Here is a 19,929-nt window from a genome sequence, read left to right as displayed (position 1 = left end):
TCTTCGCGGGCTCCCTCAGACCTCGTAGGGCTGGACGACGACGAAATTGCCGGGAGCGCCCCGGAATTGGAGGTTCACTGCTTCTCCGCTGTGGCCCGGGAAGGAGCTGCGGCGCAGCCGCACCTGGCTGGAGATGATCACCTGGGCGCCTGCGGACCAGGCGACGATCGCGTTGCTGTCCACGTAGGTGGAGGGGGTGACCGGCAGGACGACGGGCGTGCCGTGGGTCTTGACGACGACGGTGCCGTGGCCCTGGAACTGCATGGTGAACAGGGCGCCGCCGGGGATGCCGTGGCCCTCGATCCGGCGGACCTCGTGCTGGAGCGACTCGTCGAAGGCGAGCACCGACTCCGCGGAGACGCAGAGGGCGTCGCCCTGGAGCTCGATGGGGTGCACGTGGGCGGCGGTCTCCGCGAGGAAGACCTGGCCGCGGCCGGTGCAGCGCATCAGCTGCAGCTCCTGGCCGGTGGCGTTGCCCACGATGCGGCCGGCGAAGCCGGCGCCCTTGTAGCCGAACTCGACCTTGCCCTGGTAGAGCACCATGCTGCCCTGGCGGGCGAGCACGGGCTGCTGGTCGACGCCGAGGTCGACGCGGACGAGCTTGGGGTTCTGCAAGGTCCAGCGCTGCCCGGTGGGCACTTCCCGGTACTTCTGGAGGGCCGCCTGGACGCCTGCCGCGCCCGGGGCGCCGGCCGGCTGGCCGTACGGGGCGGGCTGGCCCGGGTAGGGCTGGCCGTGCTGCGGGGCCGCGGGGTAGGGCTGGCCCGGGTAGGGCGCGTGCTGCTGGGGCGGCTGGTGCGGTGCCTGGGGCTGCTGGCCGTAGGGCTGCTGCTGGCCGGGCTGGCCGTAGGGGGCGGGCTGCTGGCCGTACGGGGCCGGCTGGCCGGGGACGCCGGGCGGGCCGGGCGGCGGCGGGACATGGCCGCCGGACGAGGCCCCGGGGTCGTTGAAGAAGCCCGGAGGGGCGATGCCCGCGGCCAGGGTCGGCGCGGCGTGCATCTGCCCGGCGGGCGGGGCCGGGGGCGGGGTGCTGCCGGGCGGGGGCGGGAAGCCCTGGTGGGGCGGCGGCGTGTGGGCCTGGTGAGCGGGGGCCCGGGGCGGTACGGGCGCGGGGGCCGGTGCCGCGGGGGCGGCGAAGGCCGGGGGCGGCGTCGTCTGCTGCGGAGGGGCGAACGCGGGCGCCGCGGCCGGTGCCTGGGCGGGGGCCGCCTGCGGTGCCTGGGCCGCCTGGGGCTCGGGCTCCTCCTCCAGCACCTCGCCGCCGAAGTTCCTCAGCAGGGCTTCCAGGCCGCCGTCGAAGCCCTGGCCGACGGCGGCGAACCGCCAGACGTCCTTGAGGTAGATGTCGCCGAGCATCACCGCGCGTTCGGTGCTGAATTCGCTTCCGGTGAAGGAGTAGCGCGCGACTTCCTGGCCGCCCGCGACGATGCGGAGGTAGCCGGGGCCGGTCTGCGACATCCGGCCGGCGCCGTCGAGGGTGGCCGTGAAGGTGAGGCGCTGGATCTGCGGGGGGATCTGGTCGAGGGTGACGCGGAAGGACTCCGTGTCCCCGGCCTGCGCGCCGAGCTGCTGGACGGCGCCTTCGGGCGACTTGGGCTGGTTGAAGAAGATGAAGTACCGGTCGTCCGAGAGCCGCTCCGCGGCGTCGAGGCCGAAACAGCTGATGTCGAAGGTCAGGCCGGGACCCGCGATCTGCACGCCCACGTACAGATCGGTCCCCGCCGTCAGGTCACTGATCTTGGCCTTGTGGCCGCGCTGGAATTCCCTGGCCATGCGTTACGACCGTCCCCCATCCGAACGTGCGATGAAAACGTGTGATGAATGCTGTGATGAATGCGTTGCGTCAGGCTAACGGCTGGGGGCTGGATCATCCGACTCAGGACCGGCCGCGCTCCCCATGGGGGACGCGGCGGGGCCCGGCACGGTTCATTCGCTGCGCGCTGCGGGGAGATGGGGCAGCCGGTCGGCGGCCACCACGCCTTCGAGGTAGCCGCGGGCGCGCTCGGTGCGCGGGTAGGCGTCGAGGAGCCGCCAGAAGCCGGGGCCGTGGCCGGGGACGAGCAGGTGCGCTAGCTCGTGCAGGAGCACGTAGTCGAGGACGTACTCGGGCATGCCCTGGAGCCGGTGCGAGAGGCGGATGCTGCCCTCGGCGGGGGTGCACGAGCCCCAGCGGGTGTTCTGGTTGGTGACCCAGCGGACGGTCGCGGGGCGGGCCCTGCCGCCGAGGTACTGCTCGGACAGGCGGGCGGCGCGCTCGGCGAGCTCGGTGTCGCCGAGCATGCGCTTGCTCTCCTGCGCCGCGAGCTTGTCGAGCATCGTCGTGACCCAGCGCTGCTCCTCGGCCTCCGACATGCGCGCGGGGATGAGGACCACGGTGCGGTCGCCCTCGCGGTACGCGGAGACCGTCCTGCGGCGGCGCGCGCTCCGCCGGACCTCGACCGCACCCGGCTCGGCGCCACCGGTGAGCGGGCCGGGAGCGCTGCGCTGTGGTCGTGCGGCACTGTGCAGAGGGTCGACGGGCACGCCCCGACGTTACCGGCTGCCGGCGCGTGAAGTCCCGCCCATCGCTCCTTGTCGGGGGCAAAGACCCCCGCAGGAACAGCATTCGTACGACCATCACACCGCGCCTGTGGACAACTTCTCACGGCGGCGGCGCGGGCGGTCCATGCTGGGGGCCGACCGAGGGGGAACCATGCAGAAGACCGCAGAGCGCGTGAATCACGACCAATCCGCGTCATCCGCCCATCCCATGCTCAAGCCCGCGCTGCGCCGCAGCTGGCGCAACCGGGACACCGTCCAGTTCGGGGTGGCCCCGGCGCATGCGGTGACGGTGGGGCCGGTGGACACGGCGACGGGCAGCTTCCTGGGCCTGCTCGACGGCACCCGGGGGATGCCGCTCCTGCGCGAGGAGGCGAGAGCCGCGGGCCTGCCGGAGGGGCGGGCGGATGCCCTGGTGGAGCGGCTGTCGGCAGCCGGGCTGGTCGACGATCCGTGCGGGGGCGGCGAGGGGGCGGCGGCCCTGCGGGGGACGGGGGCGGCGCTGGAGCGGCTGCGGCCCGACCTGGCCTCGCTGTCCGTGCTGCACCCGGGGCCGGGCGATGCGATGCGGCTGATGGGCGCGCGGCAGGCGATGCGGGTGCAGGTGCGGGGCGCCGGCCGGGTGGGCGCGGCCGTCGCGGCGCTGCTGTCGGCCTCGGGCGTGGGGCAGGTCGATGTGATGGACGGCGGCTGCGTGGAGCCGTGGGACGCGGGGCCGGGCGGGCTGGGCGCCGCGCGGTGCGGGGAGCGGCGGGAGACCGCGGCGCGGCGCGCCGTGCGGGAGGCGGCGCCGGAGCCGCGGCGGCGGTCCCGGCGGGGCGGTGAGCCCGAGCCGCCGCTGGCGCTGGTGGTGTTCGCCCCGAGGGACGGGCTGGCCGCGTATGCGCCCGATCCCGGCGCCGCGCAGGAGCTCGTCCTGTCCGGCACCCCGCACATGTACGCGGGCGTCCTGGAAGCGACCGGCCTGGTGGGGCCGTTGGTGCTGCCCGGGGCGACGGCCTGTGCGGGCTGCGTCGAGCTGGGGCGGGCCGGCCGCGATCCGGCCTGGCCGCGGATGCTCGCCCAGTGGCGTTCGGGCCGCGGCTCGGGGGTACCGTCGTGCGACATGGCACTGGCCACGGTTGTGGCGGGGCTGACCGTGGCGCGGGCTCTGGCCTTTCTCGACGGTGGGTCCCCGGCGAGCGCGGGGGTGCGGCTGGAGCTGGCCCTGCCGGGTCCGGCCTGGTCCCCGCGGCCCGTCGAGCCGCATCCGCGGTGCCCCTGCGGCGCGGCACGCTCCCCGGAACCCGGGTGTGCCGCGGGTACGGGGCCATCGCACGGGACAATGAGCAGGTAACCGCCGTCCGCGGCGTGGCTGTTCAGCTCAGCTAGTTGGAGGGGCGAATGTCTGATCTACCCCGCAAGGCGGTCACGCGTACCGCCAAGTTGGCGGCGTTGCCACTGGGGTTCGCGGGGCGCACGGCCCTGGGGCTCGGCAAGCGCATCGGGGGGCGGCCGGCGGAGCTGATCGCGACGGAGTTGCAGCAGCGCACCGCAGAGCAGCTCTTCGCGACGCTCGGGCAGCTCAAGGGGGGTGCGATGAAGCTGGGTCAGGCGCTGTCGGTGTTCGAGTCGGCCCTTCCCGAGCAGGTCGCCGGGCCGTACCGGGCCGCCCTGACCAAGCTTCAGGAAGCGGCCCCGCCCATGCCGGTGAAGACGGTGCACGCGGCGCTGGCGGAGCGGCTCGGCGAGGACTGGCGGGAGCTGTTCGAGGAGTTCGACGACCGGCCCGCGGCGGCCGCCTCGATCGGGCAGGTGCACCGGGCGGTCTGGCACGACGGCCGGCAGGTCGCGGTGAAGGTGCAGTATCCGGGCGCGGGCGAGGCCCTGCTGTCGGACCTGACCCAGCTGGGCCGGTTCGCGAGACTGCTGGGGCCGCTGGTGCCGGGCATGGACATCAAGCCGCTGATCTCGGAGTTGAAGGACCGGGTCTCCGAGGAGCTGGACTACGGCCTGGAGGCCCGGGCGCAGAGTGCGCACGCCGAGGAGTTCGCGGGCGATCCGGACGTGGTCGTCCCGGGGGTGGTGCACCAGAGCGATCAGGTGCTGGTCACCGAGTGGATGGAGGGGCTGCCGCTGTCGGAGGTGATAGCGGAGGGCACCCGGGAGCAGCGGGACCGGGCGGGGCAGCTGCTGGCGCGCTTCCTCTTCTCGGGCGCGGCGCGCACGGGCCTGCTGCACGCCGACCCGCACCCGGGCAATTTCCGGCTGCTGACCGGGGACGACCCCGACGGCCCGCCGGAGAAGTGGCGGCTGGGCGTGCTGGACTTCGGCACGGTCGACCGGCTGCCGCAGGGCCTCCCGCCGGAGATCGGCACCGCGCTGCGGCTGACGCTGGACGGCGAGGCCGAGGCGGTCCACGAGCTGCTGCGGGAGGAGGGGTTCGTCAAGCCGGGGATCGAGCTGGATCCGGGTGCCGTGCTCGACTATCTGCTGCCGATCATCGAGCCGGCGCAGGTGGCGGAGTTCACCTTCACCCGCGGCTGGATGCGCGCGCAGGCGACGCGGATCGCCGATCCGCGCTCCCCCGCGTACCAGCTGGCCCGGCAGCTCAACCTCCCGCCGGCCTATCTGCTGATACACCGCGTGACGACGAGCACGATCGGTGTGCTGTGCCAGCTGGGCGCGACCGTGCGGCTGCGGGATGAGATGGAGGCGTGGGTGCCCGGCTTCGCGGCGGCGGGCGGGGACCCGGCCGGGGAAAGCCGGGAGACGCCGGCCTGATCGGCCGGGCGCCCGGCCTCACCACCAGGCCGAGTCGAGGCGGCCCTCGATCGATCTGATGTTGGCCCGGGCGCAGTCGTCGCAGAAGTAGCGGCGGCGGCCGTTCTCGAAGGAGCAGGTCCAGGTCGGCGGCGCACCGTCGGCGGGGGTGCCACAGCGAGCGCAGGCGATGGTCTCGTCGGTCTCGGTGGCCTCAGGGTTCAACTGCACTGATTCATGCGTCTTCTGGTCCACTCCCAGACGATATCCCCGCAGAGGTGCCGGGAGGGCACAACGCACCCGAACGCCCCGCGGGGCCGGTCCGTGCGGACCCGGCCCCGCGGGGGTGGGAGAGAGTGACGGGCGGGCCCGCCGGGGCGGCCGGGGTCAGTTCATGACCGCCATGGCCAGGGCCCGGCGGGCGCGCATCGAGGCGCGCTCGGCGCGGCGCTGCATGCGCCGGGCGGCGGCCAGCCGGGTGGCCCTCCTTTCGGATTCGGCCTCCCTCAGTCGCTCGTGCATATGGGCACGGGCCAGGGCTTCTGGGATGAGTTGCATTTCGAGGTTCCTGTTCTGGCGCGAGGCGGTCGCGCGAGCGGTGTCACGGAGGGGGAATTCGGGGCCGAAGGGCTCGGCGGAGTGGCGGTGCATGGTCGGATCCTGCTTCTTGGGGTCGTGCGTGGTGGGGCGGTCGATGGTGCCGAAGACGCTCATGCGGCGACCGGGTTCTTGCGCGGACGGCCACGGGGGCGCTTGCGGGCCACCACGACGCCCTGGACGAAGAGCTCGCCGCCCCAGACGCCCCACGGCTCGCGGCGGTCCATGGCGCCGGCGAGGCAGGCCTCACGCAGCGGGCAGGTCCGGCACAGCGACTTGGCGTACTCCACGTCCGCGGGGGACTCGGCGAAGAAGACCTCCGGGTCGTAGCTGCGGCAGGGGACGGGGGTGCCCAGGTTCTCGATCGCGTCGTCGAGGTCGGTCAGGGCGGTGAGGGGGGTCAAGGTGTCCTCCGTGGGGACGGGCGGGGGGATCAGGTCGGTCGCTACTGACGGGGTGTGCGCCTTGAGTTGCACGGTGTCTTTTTCCTCGTCTGTCTTCCGGCTTGTGGCCGGGCTGGTTCCCCTCGGCGAGGGGGCAAACAAAAGGGCCGCGGATCCCGGTGTGGGTTCCGCGGCCCTGGAAGGTGCCGACCTGATCATGCCGATCAGGCTGGATCTCTCCAGGGTTCGAGCCCACGGAAGGCCCACATCGTGTGGTGCTGGTGCTGCGTGCTGACGGATCCGGCGCCGTTGGTCGTCGCCGCAAGGGCATAGGCCTGGGCCTGTGCCGTTGCTGCTGCCCTTACCGCGGACGCCTCGGTCGGTCGCTCATTGATCAGGGAGGTTTCGCTGATCAGGGCGGAGCCGTTGATCGAAGCGAAGCCGGCGCCGGACAGACCGGTGCCCCGGAGCGAGTCGAAGGAGAAGCCGAGCGGACGGGTGGCGAAGACCGGGCGATCGGTCATTTTGTTGCTGGTCTTGAAGCTGATCATTGGTCTCGCCTCCTCTCGGCGTCGTCGGGGGCCTGTCGGGACAGGTCCGGGCTTTTAAGTTCAGTACAGCTGGTTCAGTACAGCACGGATCCGACGGCTCCCGGAAGAGCCGTTGTCTCCGTGCTCGGAAGGCTATGGGTATGCCGTCCGCGTGCGCAAACTATTTTTCCGGAGTTTCTTCGGATGCGTCGTGAGACGCATCGTCCGACGTCAGGTCGTGTCCTGCACACAGCGCGAGGACGTCGGCACCGAACGAGTCGAGCTTGCGTCCTCCCACCCCTGAGATGCGTGACAGCTCCGCTTCGGTTCCCGGAGCGGCCTCCGCGATCGCGAGGAGCGTCTTGTCGGTGAAGACGCAGAAGGCGGGCTGGCCCAGCCGGGCGGCCAGGTCCGCGCGCCAGTCGCGCAGCCGTTCGTAGAGCGCCTCGTCGAGCTCGGAGGGGCAGTCCTCGCAGCGCATGAGCTTGATCTCGCCCGCGTCGGTCAGGGTGCGGCCGCAGACGCGGCAGCGGGCGGAGCCCCGCTTCCGGCGGCGGTCTGGGCCGCGCTCGACGCCCCCCGGGCCGCCGCGGGAGACCGTGCCGGGGCGGACCGCGGCGGAGCCCGGGCGCAGGCCGTTCAAGAAGCGGGTGGGGCGCCGGGAGGGGCGGCCGCCCGGCGTCCGGGAGAGCGCCCAGGAGAGGGAGAGGTGGCGGCGGGCCCGCGTGACCCCCACATAGAGGAGCCGGCGCTCCTCCTCGATCTGCTCGTCCGTCTTGGCGTATGTGATCGGCATCATGCCGTCGGCGAGGCCGACGAGGAAGACGGCGTCCCACTCCAGGCCCTTGGCGGCGTGAAGTGAGGCGAGAGTCACACCCTCGACGGTGGGGGCGTGCTGGGCGCTCGCCCGCTCGTCGAGCTCGGCCACGAGATCGGCGAGGGTCGCGGCGGGCCTGGCCCGGACGAAGTCCTCGGCGAGCCGCACGAGGGCCGCCAGGGACTCCCAGCGGTCCCGGACCGCGCCCGAGCCCGCGGGCGGCTCAGCCGTCCAGCCACGGGTGCCCAGGACGGCCCGCACCTGGGACGGGACGTCATCGGCGCCGGACAGCTGGGAGTCCGCGCCGCCGGCGCGGGCGGCGCCGCGCAGCAGCAGCCCGGCCTCGCGCACCTCGGGCCGCTCGAAGAACCGCTCGGCGCCGCGCAGCTGGTAGGGCACCCCGGCATCGGCGAGGGCCTGTTCGTAGACCTCGGACTGGGCGTTGATCCGGAAGAGGACCGCGATCTCGCTCGCGGGCACCCCGGAGTCGATGAGGTCCCGGACGCGGCGGGCGGTGCCCTCGGCCTCGGCGGGCTCGTCCGCGTACTCGCCGTAGACGGGCTCGGGGCCGGCGTCGCGCTGGGAGACCAGCGCCAGGCGGTGCTCCGCGGCGCGGCCGCCGGCCTGGGAGAGCAGGCCGTTGGCCAGGTGGACGACCTGGGGGGTCGAGCGGTAGTCCCGGACGAGCTTGACGACCGTGGCGTGGGGGTGACGGATGCGGAAGTTCAGCAGGTGGTCGGGGGTGGCGCCGGTGAAGGAGTAGATCGTCTGGCTGGCGTCGCCGACGACGCAGAGGCTGTCGCGGTCGCCGAGCCACAGCTCCAGGAGGCGCTGCTGGAGGGGGCTGACGTCCTGGTACTCGTCGACGACGAAGTGCTGGTACTGGCGGCGGACGGTCTCGGCGATGTCGTGCCGGTCCTGGAGGACCCCGACGGTCAGCAGCAGGACGTCCTCGAAGTCGATCACGCCGCGGTCGCGCTTGAGCTGCTCGTAGCCGGCGTAGATCCGGGCGGTCTCGGCGGGGTCGCGGGGGGCGTCGCGGCCCGCCTTGGCCCTGGCCGCCGGATAGTCCTCGGGGACGGTCTGGGTGACCTTCGCCCACTCGATCTCGCCGGTGACGTCGCGCAGCTCGGTGCGGTCGAGGCGGAGCTTGCAGCGGGCGGCGGCCTCCGCGACGATCTGGACCTTCCGCTCGGCCAGCCGCGGCAGCTCCCCGCCGACGGCCTTGGGCCAGAAGTACTGGAGCTGGCGCAGGGCGGCGGAGTGGAACGTGCGGGCCTGGACGCCGCCGGCGCCGAGCTGGCGGAGCCGGCCGCGCATCTCCCCCGCGGCGCGGTTGGTGAACGTGACGGCGAGCACACTGGAGGGCTGGAGCACGCCGGAGCGGACGCCGTAGGCGATGCGGTGGGTGATCGCGCGGGTCTTGCCCGTACCGGCGCCGGCCAGCACGCACACCGGGCCGCCGAGGGCCGTCGCCACCTCGCGCTGCTCGGGGTCGAGCCCGTCGAGCACCGCGTCCGGGGAGTCCGGGACCGGCGGGAAGAGGGTGGAGTGCGTTGCTGCTGTCACCCCGCCATGCTGCCAGGTCCGGCGAGGCGACCGGGAATGTCGTCCACAGGCGTGACCCGTCAGTCGTACGAATACGGGAATGGCTGTGGACAGGTGCACGTTCTACCACCGGAACAACACCCGGATCGGTACCCACGGCACGGCCGGGAGTGGACCGGACCACCACCTAGCGAGAGAAGGGCACGAGGTCGAATGTCGGGCACCGTGACGATGTACAGCACCACCTGGTGCGGCTACTGCCGCCGTCTGAAGAGCCAGCTGGACCGCGAGGGAATCAGCTACAACGAGATCAACATCGAGCACGACGCCGAGTCGGCCGCCTTCGTGGAGAAGGCGAACGACGGCAACCAGACGGTCCCGACGGTCCTGGTGAACCCGCTCAGCGGTGCCGCGCCGGTCACCATGACGAACCCGTCCCTGGCCCAGGTCAAGCAGGCCCTCGCGTCCTGACGCGCGCTCCTGGCGAGCACCCGAGCAGAACGGCCCCGGTCCGCGGACCGGGGCCTTCGCCGTGCCCCGCCCGTCAGGGCTGGGCCTGCGGCAGGGGCTCGCCGTACCAGAGCTCCAGCAGCCGGGCCGCGATCGAGATGCCGGTCGGGGGCAGGACGTCCCCGGAGGCGAAGCCCGCCCGCAGGTCCTCGCGCGAGAACCAGCGCGCCTCGTGGATCTCCTCGCCGTCCACCTGGATGTCGCGGGAGACGGCCCGCGCCATGAAGCCCAGCATCAGGCTGGACGGGAACGGCCAGGGCTGGCTCGCGACGTACTCCACGTCCCCGACGACGACGCCCGCCTCCTCGGCGACCTCGCGCCGCACCGCCTGCTCCAGGGACTCCCCCGGCTCGACGAAGCCCGCGAGGGTGGAGAAGCGGCCCTCCGGCCAGTGCATCTGGCGGCCGAGCAGCGCGCGGTCGTCCTCGTCCGTGACCAGCATGATCACGGCCGGGTCGGTGCGCGGGTAGTGCTCGGCGCCGCAGGCCGGGCAGCGGCGGATGTGGCCGGCGGCCGCGACGACCGTGCGCTCGCCGCAGCGCGAGCAGAAGCGGTGCAGCCGCTGCCAGTTCTCCAGGGCGACCGCGTGGACCAGCAGCCCGGCGTCGCGCGGCGAGAGCAGCAGGCCCGCCTCGCGCAGCCCGGCGGGGCGCGCGGACTGGTCCATCCGCCCCGGCAGGGCGTCCTTCTGGAGCGCGAAGTAGGCGATGCCGTCCGCGTCCTGGCCGAGGAAGTAGCGGTGGGTCTCGGTGACGGGCGCCTCGAAGGCGGGCGTCATGACGAGCTCGGTGCGGCCGTCGGGGGTGTCGTCGATCAGCGCCTGCCCGCCGGAGACCACGAAGACTCTCGTGGAGGGGTGGCTCCAGGCGGCGGCGAGCCACGCCTCGTCCAGGCGGTGGTGGGCGGCGCGGTCGATGCCGCTCGCGCCGGTGAGGGTGATCGGCCGGGCGGCCGTGCGATCGGTCCAGGTGGTCACTGCTGCTTCCAACTCCCCCTACGAATCCCTGCGATTGGTCGTCTGTGCGGTGCGCGGGCTAGCCGGCGCGTCCTTCCCCCGGCGCCGTCGTGCCGGCGCCCGCTTCCGCGAGGTCGGTCCACAGGTGGGCGGCGGTCTCGACGCCCTTCATCAGGAGGTCGAGCTCGACCTTCTCGTTCGGGGCGTGCCAGCCGTCCGAGGGCACCGAGATGCCGAGGAAGAGCACCGGGACGCCGAGCACGTCCTGGAGGTCGGCGGCGGGGCCGGAGCCGCCCTCGCGGGTGAAGCGGACCTTCTTGCCGAAGGCGCGCTCCATGGCCCGTACGACCGACTTCAGGTACGGGTGGTCCAGGGGGGTCAGGCAGGGGCGGGTGGCGCCCCAGAACGTGATCTCGTGGCGGATGCCGTCCGGGAGGGTGTCGGCGACCCACCGGCGCACGGCCTGCTGGACGCTGCCGGTGTCCTGGCCCGCCACGAGCCGGAAGGACAGCTTCAGTTGGGCGGCGGACGGGACGATGGTCTTCCCGCCGGGGCCCTGGTAGCCGCCGCCGATGCCGTTGACCTCGGCGGTGGGGCGGGCCCAGATGCGCTCCAGGGTGCTGTACCCGGCCTCGCCCATGGAGGCGTACGAGTGGGAGGCGCGCAGCCAGTGCTGCTCGTCGAAGGGCAGCTCGGCGAAGAGCTCGCGCTCGCGGTCGGTGAGCTCGACGACGCCGTCGTAGAAGCCGGGGATCGCGACGCGGAGGTTCTCGTCGTGGAGGGCGGCGGCGAGCCGGGCGGCCTCCATGGCGGGGTTGGGCACCGCGCCGCCGAAGGAGCCGGAGTGGATGTCCTGGTCGGGGCCGTAGAGGTCGACCTGGCAGTCGGCGAGGCCGCGCATGCCGGTGCAGACGGTGGGGGTGTCCTCGGACCACATGCCGGTGTCCGAGACGATCACCGTGTCGCAGGCGAGGCGGTCGGCGCGGGCGCGCACGAGATCGGCGAAGTGCTCCGAGCCGGACTCCTCCTCGCCCTCGATGAGCAGCTTGAGGTTGACCGCGGGCGCCGTGCGGCCGGTGGCGGCGAGGTGGGCGCGGACGCCGAGGGTGTGGAAGAACACCTGGCCCTTGTCGTCGGCGGCGCCGCGGGCGTACAGCCTGCCGTCCTTGACGACGGGCTCGAAGGGCTCGGTGTGCCAGCCGTCCTCGCGGGCGGCGGGCTGGACGTCGTGGTGCCCGTAGACCAGGACGGTCGGGGCGCCCTCGTCGCCCGAGGGCCACTCGGCGAAGACCGCCGGGGCACCGTCGGTCTCCCAGACCTCCGCGGTCGGGAAGCCCGTCTCCTTGAGCTTCGCGGCCAGCCATTCGGCGCTGCGGCGCACGTCCCCGGCGCGGCCGGGGTCGGCCGAGACGGAGGGAATGCGGAGCCACTCGACGAGGTCGTCGAGGAACGCGGTGCGGTGGCCTTCGATAAACGCGCGGACGGCGCTGTCCGGAGTCTCGCTCATGGCATCGAGCCTATCCGGACACGCATCGTGACCATGACCGGCCCGGCGTCCGCCCTGGTCACCCCTGCTCCCCCAGCAGGAGCCGTTCGAGCCCGGCGCGGTCGGGGAGGCCGGGCGGGCGTACGGTCTCGCCGTCGCGCACGTACACGAACGCGGCCGTCACGGAGGACAGCGGCAGGCCGTGCTGCTCGGCCCAGGCGACGCGGTAGATCGCGAGCTGAAGGGGGTCGGCGTCGTGGGCGCGGCCGGTCTTCCAGTCGACGATCTCGTACGTGTCGCCCTCGGGGCCGCGCTCGCGGTAGACCGCGTCGATGCGGCCGCGGACGACGCGGCCCGCGAGGGTGAGCTGGACGGGCACCTCGATCCGGTGGGGGACGCGGTGGGCGTACGGGGTGCGCTCGAAGGCCTCCTTGAGGGCCGTGAGGTCCTGCTCGTCGGCGATCTCGGGGCCCGGGCCGTCGTCGTCCGCGCCGCCGGGCAGCTCGTCGGGGCCGAGCAGCGGCAGGGGCAGCGGCTCGAAGCGGGACTCGATCCAGGCGTGGAAGCGGGTGCCGCGGCGGGCCGCGGGCTGGGGCGGGCGCGGCATGGGCCGGGCGAGCTCGCGCGCGAACCCGTCGGGGTCGCCGGCGAGCCTGACCAGCTGCCAGGCGCTGAGCGCGGCGGGCAGGACGACGTCGCGCTCACGCGCCCGCGCCCGCCGGAGCTCGCCCGCGAGGGCGTCGAGATCCCGGTCCCAGGAGGCGGCCAGACGGGCCTCTTCGGGCACAAGGTGCCCTCCGGGCGGGCCGGAAGGAACGTCCTCGGGCTCCGGCGCCGGGTGGGGCAGGCCTCCGGCGGGGCGGGGGCGGGCGGGGACGTGCTCGCCCCGTACGGGCACGGGAGCGCCGGGCGCCCGGCGGGGCCCCGGCAGCACGGCGGCCCCGCCACCGGCCGCCTCGGGCTCCGCAGGGGCCTCGGGACGAGCCGTCGGCAAGGACTCCCACGCGTCCGGGTCGGCGAGGGGCTCGTCCTCGTACGGCTCGTGCCACTCGGGCGCCGCGTCGTCCTCGTCCTCCGGCGGGGGCGGCCAGTCGGGATCGTCGGCGGGGCCGGGCTCGGCCCCGGCCCCGTTCTCCAGCCGCTCCAGATGCGCCAGCACCGCGTCCGCCGCGGCGCGGCGGCGGGTCAGGGAGTCCGGGTCCAGGGGCAGCGGCCAGGAGCGGTCGGTTCCGGTGTCCTCCAGGGCGGGGTTCTCCGCGCCGTCCTCGGGGGCATCGGCCCAGGCCTCGATCTCGCCGTGGCCGGCCTCGCAGTGCGCGCGGAGGGCTTCGAGGAAGGCGGACGGCCCGCGGGGCTTCTTCTGGCTGGGGCCCCACCAGTGGCCGGAGCCGAGGAGGAGGGAGCGGGGGCGGGTGAAGGTGACGTAGCCGAGGCGGAGTTCCTCGATGCGCTGGTGCTCCTTCATGGCGGCCTTGAAGGCGGCCATGCCCTTGCTGTCCCACGCCTGAACGTCGGGCAGGGTGGCGGCGTCGCCGCGCAGGGCGTGCGGGAGGACCTTGGCCTGGGCGGTCCAGGAGTCGCGGGACTGCTCGCTGGGGAACGTCCGGTCGACGAGGCCGGGGACGGCGACGACGTCCCACTCCAAGCCCTTGGACTTGTGCGCCGTGAGGATCTTGACGGTGTCCTCCCCTCCGGGGAGGGAGCTGTCGAGCCCCTTCTCGTACTGCGCGGCGGTGCGCAGGAAGCCGAGGAAGGAGAGCACCGTGGTCTCGCCGTCGAGGGCGGCGAAGCCCGCGGCGATGTCCAGGAAGTGGGAGAGGGTCTCGCGGCGGCGGGCGGCCAGGGCGTGCGGCGAGGCGGACAGCTCGACCTCCAGGCCGGTGACGGCGAGGACGCGGTGGAGGACGTCCATGAGGGGGTCGGCCAGGGAGCGCCGCAGGTCGCGCAGTTCGGCGGCGAGGCGGGCGAAGCGGACGCGGGCCTCGGCGGAGAACGGCAGGCCGTCGTCGGGGGCGTCGGCGGCGAGGAAGGTGTCGAGCGCGTCGGCGAGGGAGACCGTCTCGGCGGGGTCGACACCTTCGACGGCTTCGGCGAGGCGCCGCTCGGGGTCGTCGCCGGCGCTGCCGTAGGGCACGAGGGTGCGGGCGCGGCGGCCGAGGAGGGCGAGGTCGCGGGCGCCGATGCGCCAGCGGGGCCCGATCAGCAGCCGGACGAGGGAGGCGTTGGCCGTGGGGTCCTGGAGGACCTCGCAGACGGCGACGAGGTCGGCGATCTCCGGCAGGTGCAGCAGCCCGGACAGGCCGACGACCTCGACGGGGAGGTCGCGCCGCACGAGCGCGCCCTGGATCTCGGCGAAGTCGGCGGCGGTGCGGCACAGGACGGCGATGTCGCCGGGGCGGGTGCCGGTGCGCACGAGGTGGGCGAGGGAGTCCGCGAGCCAGTCGAGCTCTTCGGCGTGGGTGGGCAGCAGGGCGCAGCGCACCACGCCGTCCCGCTCGGCGCCGGGGGCGGGGCGGAGGGCCTCGACGCCCGCGTGGCGCTCGCGCAGCTCGGCGGCGAGGCCGTTGGCGAGGCCGAGGAGGCGGCCGCCGCTGCGGCGGTTCTCGCTGAGGGCGAAGCGCTGGGCGGGGCGGCCGTCGGCGTACGGGAAGTGCTCGGGGAAGTCGTCCAGGTTGGCGACGGAGGCGCCGCGCCAGCCGTAGATGGCCTGGCAGGGGTCGCCGACGGCGGTGACGGCGTGGCCGGTGCCGGCGCCGAAGAGGCCGGAGAGCAGGAGGCGCTGGGCGACGGAGGTGTCCTGGTACTCGTCGAGGAGGACGACGGCGAACTGCTCGCGCAGGATGCGGCCCACTTCGGGGCGGGTGCGGGCGAGCTCGGCCGAGAGGGCGATCTGGTCGCCGAAGTCGAGGAGGTCGCGCCGCCGCTTCTCCTCGCGGTAGGCGCCGACGAGCTCCAGCAGTTCGAGGCGGGCGCGGGCGGCCTCGGGGACCTTGCGCAGGTCGGGGTTGGTGAGCCGGGCGCCTTCCAGGGCGGCGAGCAGCTCGCGGTCGTGGGCGCGCAGGCGACCGGCCGGCACGAGGTGCTCGGCGAGCTCGCCGTCGAGGGCGAGGAGGTCGGCGACGAGGTCGCCGAAGGAGCGGGTGAGGGCGGGGTAGGGGCCCGGTGAGGTGCGCAGGACGCGGGCGGCGAGCTGGAAGCGGGTGGCGTCGGCGAGGAGGCGGGCCGCGGGCTCCAGGCCGATGCGCAGGCCGTGCTCCTTCAGGAGGCGTCCGGCGAAGGCGTGGTACGTGGAGATCTGCGGTTCGCCCGGGGCCTGGTCGGGGTCGGCGGCCGAGGGCTCGGGGTCGGTGACGCCGGCCGCGACGAGCGCCTTGCGGACGCGCTCGGCCAGCTCGCCCGCGGCCTTGTTGGTGAACGTGAGGCCGAGGACCTGCTCGGGGGCGACCTGTCCGGTGCCGACCAGCCAGACCACGCGCGCGGCCATCACCGTGGTCTTGCCGGAGCCGGCGCCGGCCACGATGACCTGCGGGGCGGGCGGCGCGGTGATGCAGGCCGTCTGCTCCGGGGTGAACGGGATGCCGAGGAGCTCCTTGAGCTGCTCGGGGTCGGTCAGGCGCGGGGTCACGGCACACCACGCTAACGGCCGCCACTGACAGACCCGCATCGCCGCAGGTCAGAGCCCTCTTCTTCGGGGACCCGGCGCTATTCGACGACCTGCCGGCCCTCGGGGCGGGCGGTGCAGGAGGCGCGGAAGGAGCAGTGCGAGCAGTGCTGGCCGGGGCGGGGCGCGAAGCGCTCCTCCAGGACGCGGCCCGCGGCCTCGGCGAGCAGCCCGCCGATCCACTCGCCCTCGCCGAGCGCCTCCTGGGCCTGCACCTTCGGTACGGAGTCGCCGCCGTCCTTCTTCGCCGCGCCCTGGCGCAGCTGGACGAGCTCGGCGCCGCCGGGCCGCGGCCGGGCGCCGTCGAAGGCGTCGTCGACGGCGCCGTGCTCGACGGCGAGCTGGTAGACGGCGAGCTGGGGGTGGCGCTCGACCTCCTTGGCGGAGACGGTGCCCTTGCCGGTCTTGAAGTCGACGACGTAGGCGCGGCCGTGCTCGTCCGCCTCGACGCGGTCCATGGAGCCGCGGATGCGGACCAGGTAGTCCTCGGCCTTCAGGGTGACGTCGAAGGCGTGCTCGGTCGCCACGGGGGCCCGGCCGCCGCGCTCCATCACGTGCCAGCGCAGGAAGCGCTCCAGGGCGGCGCGGGCGTTCTCCTTCTCCTGCGCGGACTTCCAGGGGGCGTCGAAGGCGAGCGCGTCCCACACGGAGTCGAGGCGCTCCATGAGCACGGCGAGGTCGGCGGGGGTGCGCCCGGAGGCGACCTCGTCGGCGAGGACGTGCACCACGTTGCCGAAGCCCTGGGCGGCGGTGGCGGGCGCGTCGGCCTTCACCTCCCGGCCCAGGTACCACTGGAGGGAGCAGGTGCCCAGCTGGCCCAGGGCCGAGCCGGACAGGGCCACGGGATGCGTGCGGTCGCGCAGCGGCACCTCGCTGTGCGTCGGTTCGTGCAGGCCCCACCAGCGGTACGGGTGTGCCGCCGGGACGAGCGGCTGGCCCTCGTCGTCGCGCAGGGCCGCGAGCCGGGCGAGCCGCTGCGCGGCGGCGGCGCGCAGGGCGTCCGAGGCGGCGGGGTCGACGGTGGTGGCGCGCAGCTCCGCGACGAGCGCGGAGACGGCCAGGGGGCGCCGGGGGCGCTGGGTGACGTCGACGGGCTCGGCGCCCAGCTCGGCCAGGAACCGGGAGGGCTGGTCGCCGTCCTCGGCGGCCGCCTTGACCGCGGTGACGACCACGCGCTCGCGCGCACGCGTGGCCGCCACGTAGAACAGGCGGCGCTCCTCGGCGAGCAGCGCGCCGGGGCTGAGCGGCTCGGCGAGGCCGTCGCGGCCGATCCGGTCGGCTTCCAGGAGCGAGCCGCGGCGCCGCAGGTCGGGCCAGAGGCCTTCCTGGACGCCGGCGACGACCACGAGGTGCCATTCGAGGCCCTTAGAGCGGTGGGCGGTCATCAGGCGCACGGCGTCGGGGCGGACGGCCCTGCGGGTGAGGGTGTCGGCGGCGATGTCCTGCGCTTCGAGCTCGTCGAGGAAGTTCAGGGCGCCGCGGCCGCCGGTGCGCTCCTCGGCGCGGGCAGCGGTCTCGAAGAGGGCGCAGATGGCGTCGAGGTCGCGGTCGGCGTTGCGGCCCGCGGCGCCGCCGCGGTGGGCGGTGCGCTCCAGGCGGGCGGGCCAGGGGGTGCCGTCCCAGAGGGCCCAGAGGGCCTCTTCGGCGGTGCCGCCGGCCGCGAGGAGCGCGCGCGCCTCGCGCAGGAGCGCGCCGAGGCGCTGGGCGCCGCGGGCGTAGGCGGGGTCGTGGACGGCGAGCCGTCCGGGCTGCGCCAGGGCTTCGGCGATGAGGGTGTCGGAGGGGCGGGGGACGGCTTCGCCCGCGGCGCGCTCCTCGTCGCGCAGGGCGCGTCCGAGGCGGCGGAGGTCGGCGGCGTCCATGCCGCCCAGGGGGGACGTGAGGAGGGTGAGGGCGGTCTCGGGGTCCATGGCCGCGGGAGCGGGGGCCGGGGGCTCCTCGTCAGAAGCCTCCGTGTCGTCGGAGGCCTCCGTGCCCGTAGCCGACGCCACCTCCTCCGCCACCACCCTCAGCGCCGTCAGCAGCGGCGCCACCGCCGGTTCCTGGCGCAGGGGGATGTCGTCGCCGTCTATCTCCACGGGGACGCCCGCCGACGTCAGGGCGCGCCGCAGGGACGGTATGGAGCGGGAGCCCGCGCGGACGAGGACGGCCATCTCGTGCCAGGGGACGCCGTCCTCCAGGTGGGCGCGGCGCAGGATGTCGGCGATGTTGTCGGTCTCGGCGCCCGCGGTCGGGTACGTGTACGCCTCCACGCTCCCGCCCTCGCGCACCGCGGCGAGGTCGCGGTGCGCGCGGACGGCGTCCGCGGGGAGGCGGGTGAGGGGCATCCGGCGGGTGAGCAGCCGGGTGGCTTCGAGGAGCTTCGCGGCGGAGCGGCGCGAGGTGGTGAGGACCTCGACGGGCGCGGGTGAGCCGTCCCGGCGGGGGAAGGCGTGCGGGAAGCCGAGGATGCCGTTGACGTCGGCGCCCCGGAAGGCGTAGATCGACTGGTCGGGGTCGCCGAAGGCGATGAGGGTGCGGCCGTCGCCGGCGAGCGCCCGCAGGAGGCGGACCTGGGCGGCGTCGGTGTCCTGGTACTCGTCGACGAAGACGGCGTCGTACCGGCCGGCGAGCTCGGCGGCGGCGTCGGGCCGCTCGGCGAGGAGGACCGCGCGGTGGACGAGTTCGGCGTAGTCGAGGACGCCCCGCAGGTCGAGCAGGTCCAGGTACTCGGCGAGGAAGGACGCGGCGGCGGCCCAGTCGGGCCGGCCGGTGCGGCCGGCGAAGTCGCCGAGGGCGCCGGGGCCGAGACCGAGCTCGCGGCTGCGGGCGAGGACGGCGCGCACCTCGTCGGCGAAGCCGCGGGTGGTCAGGCAGGCGCGCAGCTCGTCGGGCCAGCGCACCCGGGCGCGGCCGGCGCGCTCCAGGTCGGCCTGGCCGGCCAGGAGCTCGCGCACGACGGCGTCCTGCTCGGGGCCGGACAGCAGCCGCAGCGGGTCGATGAACAGGTCGGCGTCCTGGTGGGCGCGGACCAGGGCGTAGCAGTACGAGTGGAAGGTGGTGGCCCGGGGCGCGCCGGCTCCGGCGCCGAGCCGGGCGGCCATCCGGTCGCGGAGCTCGACGGCGGCCTTGCGGCTGAAGGTGAGGACGAGGATCCGCTCCGGCGGGGTGCCCCGGCGCACCCGCTCCGCGACGGCCTCGACCAGCGTGGTGGTCTTCCCCGTGCCGGGCCCGGCGAGGACGAGCAGGGGCCCGCCCGCGTGCTCAACCACGGCGCGCTGGCGCGCGTCCAGCTGAGGAAGGGCCGTGGGGCCCGGCCGGGTGCGCACGAGGCGGTAGGCGCCCTGGGAGGGCTGCCGTGCCTGCGGGCGCTGCGGCCGGGTCGAGCCGGAAGGCGGGGAGGAGCTCACGTGGGTTGCCGGTCCTGGTGGGGGTGCGGGGAGTCGTGCGGCCGTGCGGGCGCGGGGGCCGGGGAGTGACGGCGGTTCCCGACGCTACGCCAGGCGGCGGCCGGGGCGCAGGGCGTCCCGGGAGTCGGCGCACGGCTTCCACGGTCTCACCCGTTCGGGTGAGAGCGGTCCTGGACCGGTCACACCGTGGCCGGGGAAAACCGTCAGGTGTGCGGAGTCACACTCTCCGGGCCGCAGCCGTCCCAGCGGGCGCGGATCATCGCGAGCCGGGGCACGTGCCCCTCGGCCGCGCGCCCGGCCTCGCGCAGCGGCGTGCCCTCCTCGCGGTAGTGGGCGAGGGCCCGCAGCTCGTGTCCGGGCAGCAGGACGCCGTCCGCGCGGACGACGCGCCACCAGGGCACGGCGCCGCCGTAGAGCGCCATGACGCGCCCGACCTGCCGGGGCCCGCCCTCCCCCAGCCACTCGGCGACGTCCCCGTAGGTCATCACCCGGCCGGGTGGGATCCGCTCGGCGACCTCCAGCACCCGCTCCGCGTACTCGGGGAGCTCATCGTCCTCGCTCATCCGGTCCATGGTGCCGCACACCACCGACAGCACCTACCCCCGGTCACTCAGAGTGCGCATTCGCACCACAGGGCGTACGATCCGGAGTCCGCGCCCCCGAATTGCACCCTGATGCCCCCTCGCCCGGTGGGGCCGTGCCACCATCTTCCGGGCGGTGACAGGTGATACGAGACCAAGAAGAAGAGAAGGACCGGCAGCAGGGCGCGGAGC

General features: G+C 74.7%; 15 protein-coding genes. 3 read left to right on the top strand and 12 right to left on the bottom strand.

Going from position 1 to position 19,929, the window contains the following annotated elements; genetic code table 11:
- Positions 1–15: 15 nt before the first annotated feature.
- Positions 16–1,773: a TerD family protein gene (locus tag D7231_RS04515; RefSeq protein ID WP_120753618.1), complete on the bottom strand. Its 1,758-nt coding sequence runs from the start codon at positions 1,771–1,773 to the stop codon at positions 16–18.
- A gap of 153 nt (positions 1,774–1,926) precedes the next feature.
- Positions 1,927–2,523 (bottom strand): M48 metallopeptidase family protein, encoded by a 597-nt coding sequence (locus D7231_RS04510; RefSeq protein ID WP_120753617.1) that lies wholly within the window; start codon positions 2,521–2,523, stop codon positions 1,927–1,929.
- A 169-nt stretch (positions 2,524–2,692) separates the two neighbouring features.
- Here D7231_RS04510 and D7231_RS04505 point away from each other — a divergent pair, with 169 nt between their 5' ends.
- Together D7231_RS04505 and D7231_RS04500 are read left to right on the top strand one after the other, a co-directional pair.
- Positions 2,693–3,874, top strand: a complete 1,182-nt coding sequence (locus D7231_RS04505; RefSeq protein ID WP_241999565.1) for a ThiF family adenylyltransferase — start codon at positions 2,693–2,695, stop codon at positions 3,872–3,874.
- 47 nt (positions 3,875–3,921) lie between these two features.
- Positions 3,922–5,301 carry an ABC1 kinase family protein gene (locus D7231_RS04500; protein ID WP_120753616.1) on the top strand — a complete coding sequence of 460 codons (1,380 nt, stop codon included), beginning with the start codon at positions 3,922–3,924 and terminating at the stop codon, positions 5,299–5,301.
- Positions 5,302–5,319: 18 nt separating this feature from the next.
- Here the strand turns inward: D7231_RS04500 and D7231_RS04495 are convergent, their stop codons facing one another.
- From D7231_RS04495 to D7231_RS04475, 5 genes are all read right to left on the bottom strand, one after another.
- Positions 5,320–5,535, bottom strand: a complete 216-nt coding sequence (locus D7231_RS04495) for a hypothetical protein (protein ID WP_391473888.1) — start codon at positions 5,533–5,535, stop codon at positions 5,320–5,322.
- Between the two features lie 132 nt (positions 5,536–5,667).
- A complete protein-coding gene (locus D7231_RS04490) occupies positions 5,668–5,994 on the bottom strand; it encodes a hypothetical protein (RefSeq protein WP_120753614.1) in 327 nt (108 codons plus the stop codon).
- A complete protein-coding gene (locus D7231_RS04485) occupies positions 5,991–6,353 on the bottom strand; it encodes a WhiB family transcriptional regulator (RefSeq protein WP_030366211.1) in 363 nt (120 codons plus the stop codon). Before D7231_RS04485 ends, D7231_RS04490 begins: the two co-directional genes overlap by 4 nt.
- A 131-nt stretch (positions 6,354–6,484) precedes the next feature.
- Positions 6,485–6,811 carry a hypothetical protein gene (locus tag D7231_RS04480; RefSeq protein ID WP_120753613.1) on the bottom strand — a complete coding sequence of 109 codons (327 nt, stop codon included), beginning with the start codon at positions 6,809–6,811 and terminating at the stop codon, positions 6,485–6,487.
- Positions 6,812–6,971: 160 nt separating this feature from the next.
- Positions 6,972–9,176: an ATP-dependent DNA helicase UvrD2 gene (locus tag D7231_RS04475; RefSeq protein ID WP_194962116.1), complete on the bottom strand. Its 2,205-nt coding sequence runs from the start codon at positions 9,174–9,176 to the stop codon at positions 6,972–6,974.
- A gap of 192 nt (positions 9,177–9,368) precedes the next feature.
- Between D7231_RS04475 and D7231_RS04470 the strand changes: the two genes are divergently transcribed.
- Complete coding sequence (locus D7231_RS04470) at positions 9,369–9,626, top strand: mycoredoxin (protein ID WP_120753611.1); 258 nt, start codon at positions 9,369–9,371, stop codon at positions 9,624–9,626.
- Positions 9,627–9,699: 73 nt separating this feature from the next.
- Here the strand turns inward: D7231_RS04470 and nudC are convergent, their stop codons facing one another.
- The 5 genes from nudC to D7231_RS04445 form a co-directional block, all read right to left on the bottom strand.
- A complete protein-coding gene (gene nudC, locus D7231_RS04465; RefSeq protein ID WP_120753610.1) occupies positions 9,700–10,641 on the bottom strand; it encodes an NAD(+) diphosphatase in 942 nt (313 codons plus the stop codon).
- Positions 10,642–10,699: 58 nt separating this feature from the next.
- Positions 10,700–12,127 carry a dipeptidase gene (locus D7231_RS04460; RefSeq protein ID WP_120753609.1) on the bottom strand — a complete coding sequence of 476 codons (1,428 nt, stop codon included), beginning with the start codon at positions 12,125–12,127 and terminating at the stop codon, positions 10,700–10,702.
- Between the two features lie 58 nt (positions 12,128–12,185).
- Positions 12,186–15,731: an ATP-dependent helicase gene (locus D7231_RS04455; RefSeq protein ID WP_120753608.1), complete on the bottom strand. Its 3,546-nt coding sequence runs from the start codon at positions 15,729–15,731 to the stop codon at positions 12,186–12,188.
- A gap of 77 nt (positions 15,732–15,808) precedes the next feature.
- Positions 15,809–19,156 (bottom strand): ATP-dependent helicase, encoded by a 3,348-nt coding sequence (locus D7231_RS04450; protein ID WP_120753607.1) that lies wholly within the window; start codon positions 19,154–19,156, stop codon positions 15,809–15,811.
- 203 nt (positions 19,157–19,359) lie between these two features.
- Positions 19,360–19,719, bottom strand: coding sequence for an MGMT family protein (locus tag D7231_RS04445; RefSeq protein ID WP_338419822.1), 360 nt, complete (start codon positions 19,717–19,719; stop codon positions 19,360–19,362).
- Between the last annotated feature and the right edge of the window lie 210 nt (positions 19,720–19,929).

The sequence above is a fragment of the Streptomyces klenkii genome (assembly GCF_003626645.1).
Lineage (GTDB): Bacteria > Actinomycetota > Actinomycetes > Streptomycetales > Streptomycetaceae > Streptomyces > Streptomyces klenkii.
This window is presented reverse-complemented; position numbering and strand designations above follow the sequence as displayed.

Bases quoted from the DNA above. Each gene is read 5' to 3' on its own strand.
- D7231_RS04515 (WP_120753618.1), bottom strand. From the start codon at position 1,773: ATGGCCAGGGAATTCCAGCGCGGCCACAAGGCCAAGATCAGTGACCTG.
- D7231_RS04505 (WP_241999565.1), top strand. From the start codon at position 2,693: ATGCAGAAGACCGCAGAGCGCGTGAATCACGACCAATCCGCGTCATCC.
- D7231_RS04500 (WP_120753616.1), top strand. From the start codon at position 3,922: ATGTCTGATCTACCCCGCAAGGCGGTCACGCGTACCGCCAAGTTGGCG.
- D7231_RS04490 (WP_120753614.1), bottom strand. From the start codon at position 5,994: ATGAGCGTCTTCGGCACCATCGACCGCCCCACCACGCACGACCCCAAG.
- D7231_RS04480 (WP_120753613.1), bottom strand. From the start codon at position 6,811: ATGATCAGCTTCAAGACCAGCAACAAAATGACCGATCGCCCGGTCTTC.
- D7231_RS04470 (WP_120753611.1), top strand. From the start codon at position 9,369: ATGTCGGGCACCGTGACGATGTACAGCACCACCTGGTGCGGCTACTGC.
- D7231_RS04460 (WP_120753609.1), bottom strand. From the start codon at position 12,127: ATGAGCGAGACTCCGGACAGCGCCGTCCGCGCGTTTATCGAAGGCCAC.
- D7231_RS04445 (WP_338419822.1), bottom strand. From the start codon at position 19,719: ATGAGCGAGGACGATGAGCTCCCCGAGTACGCGGAGCGGGTGCTGGAG.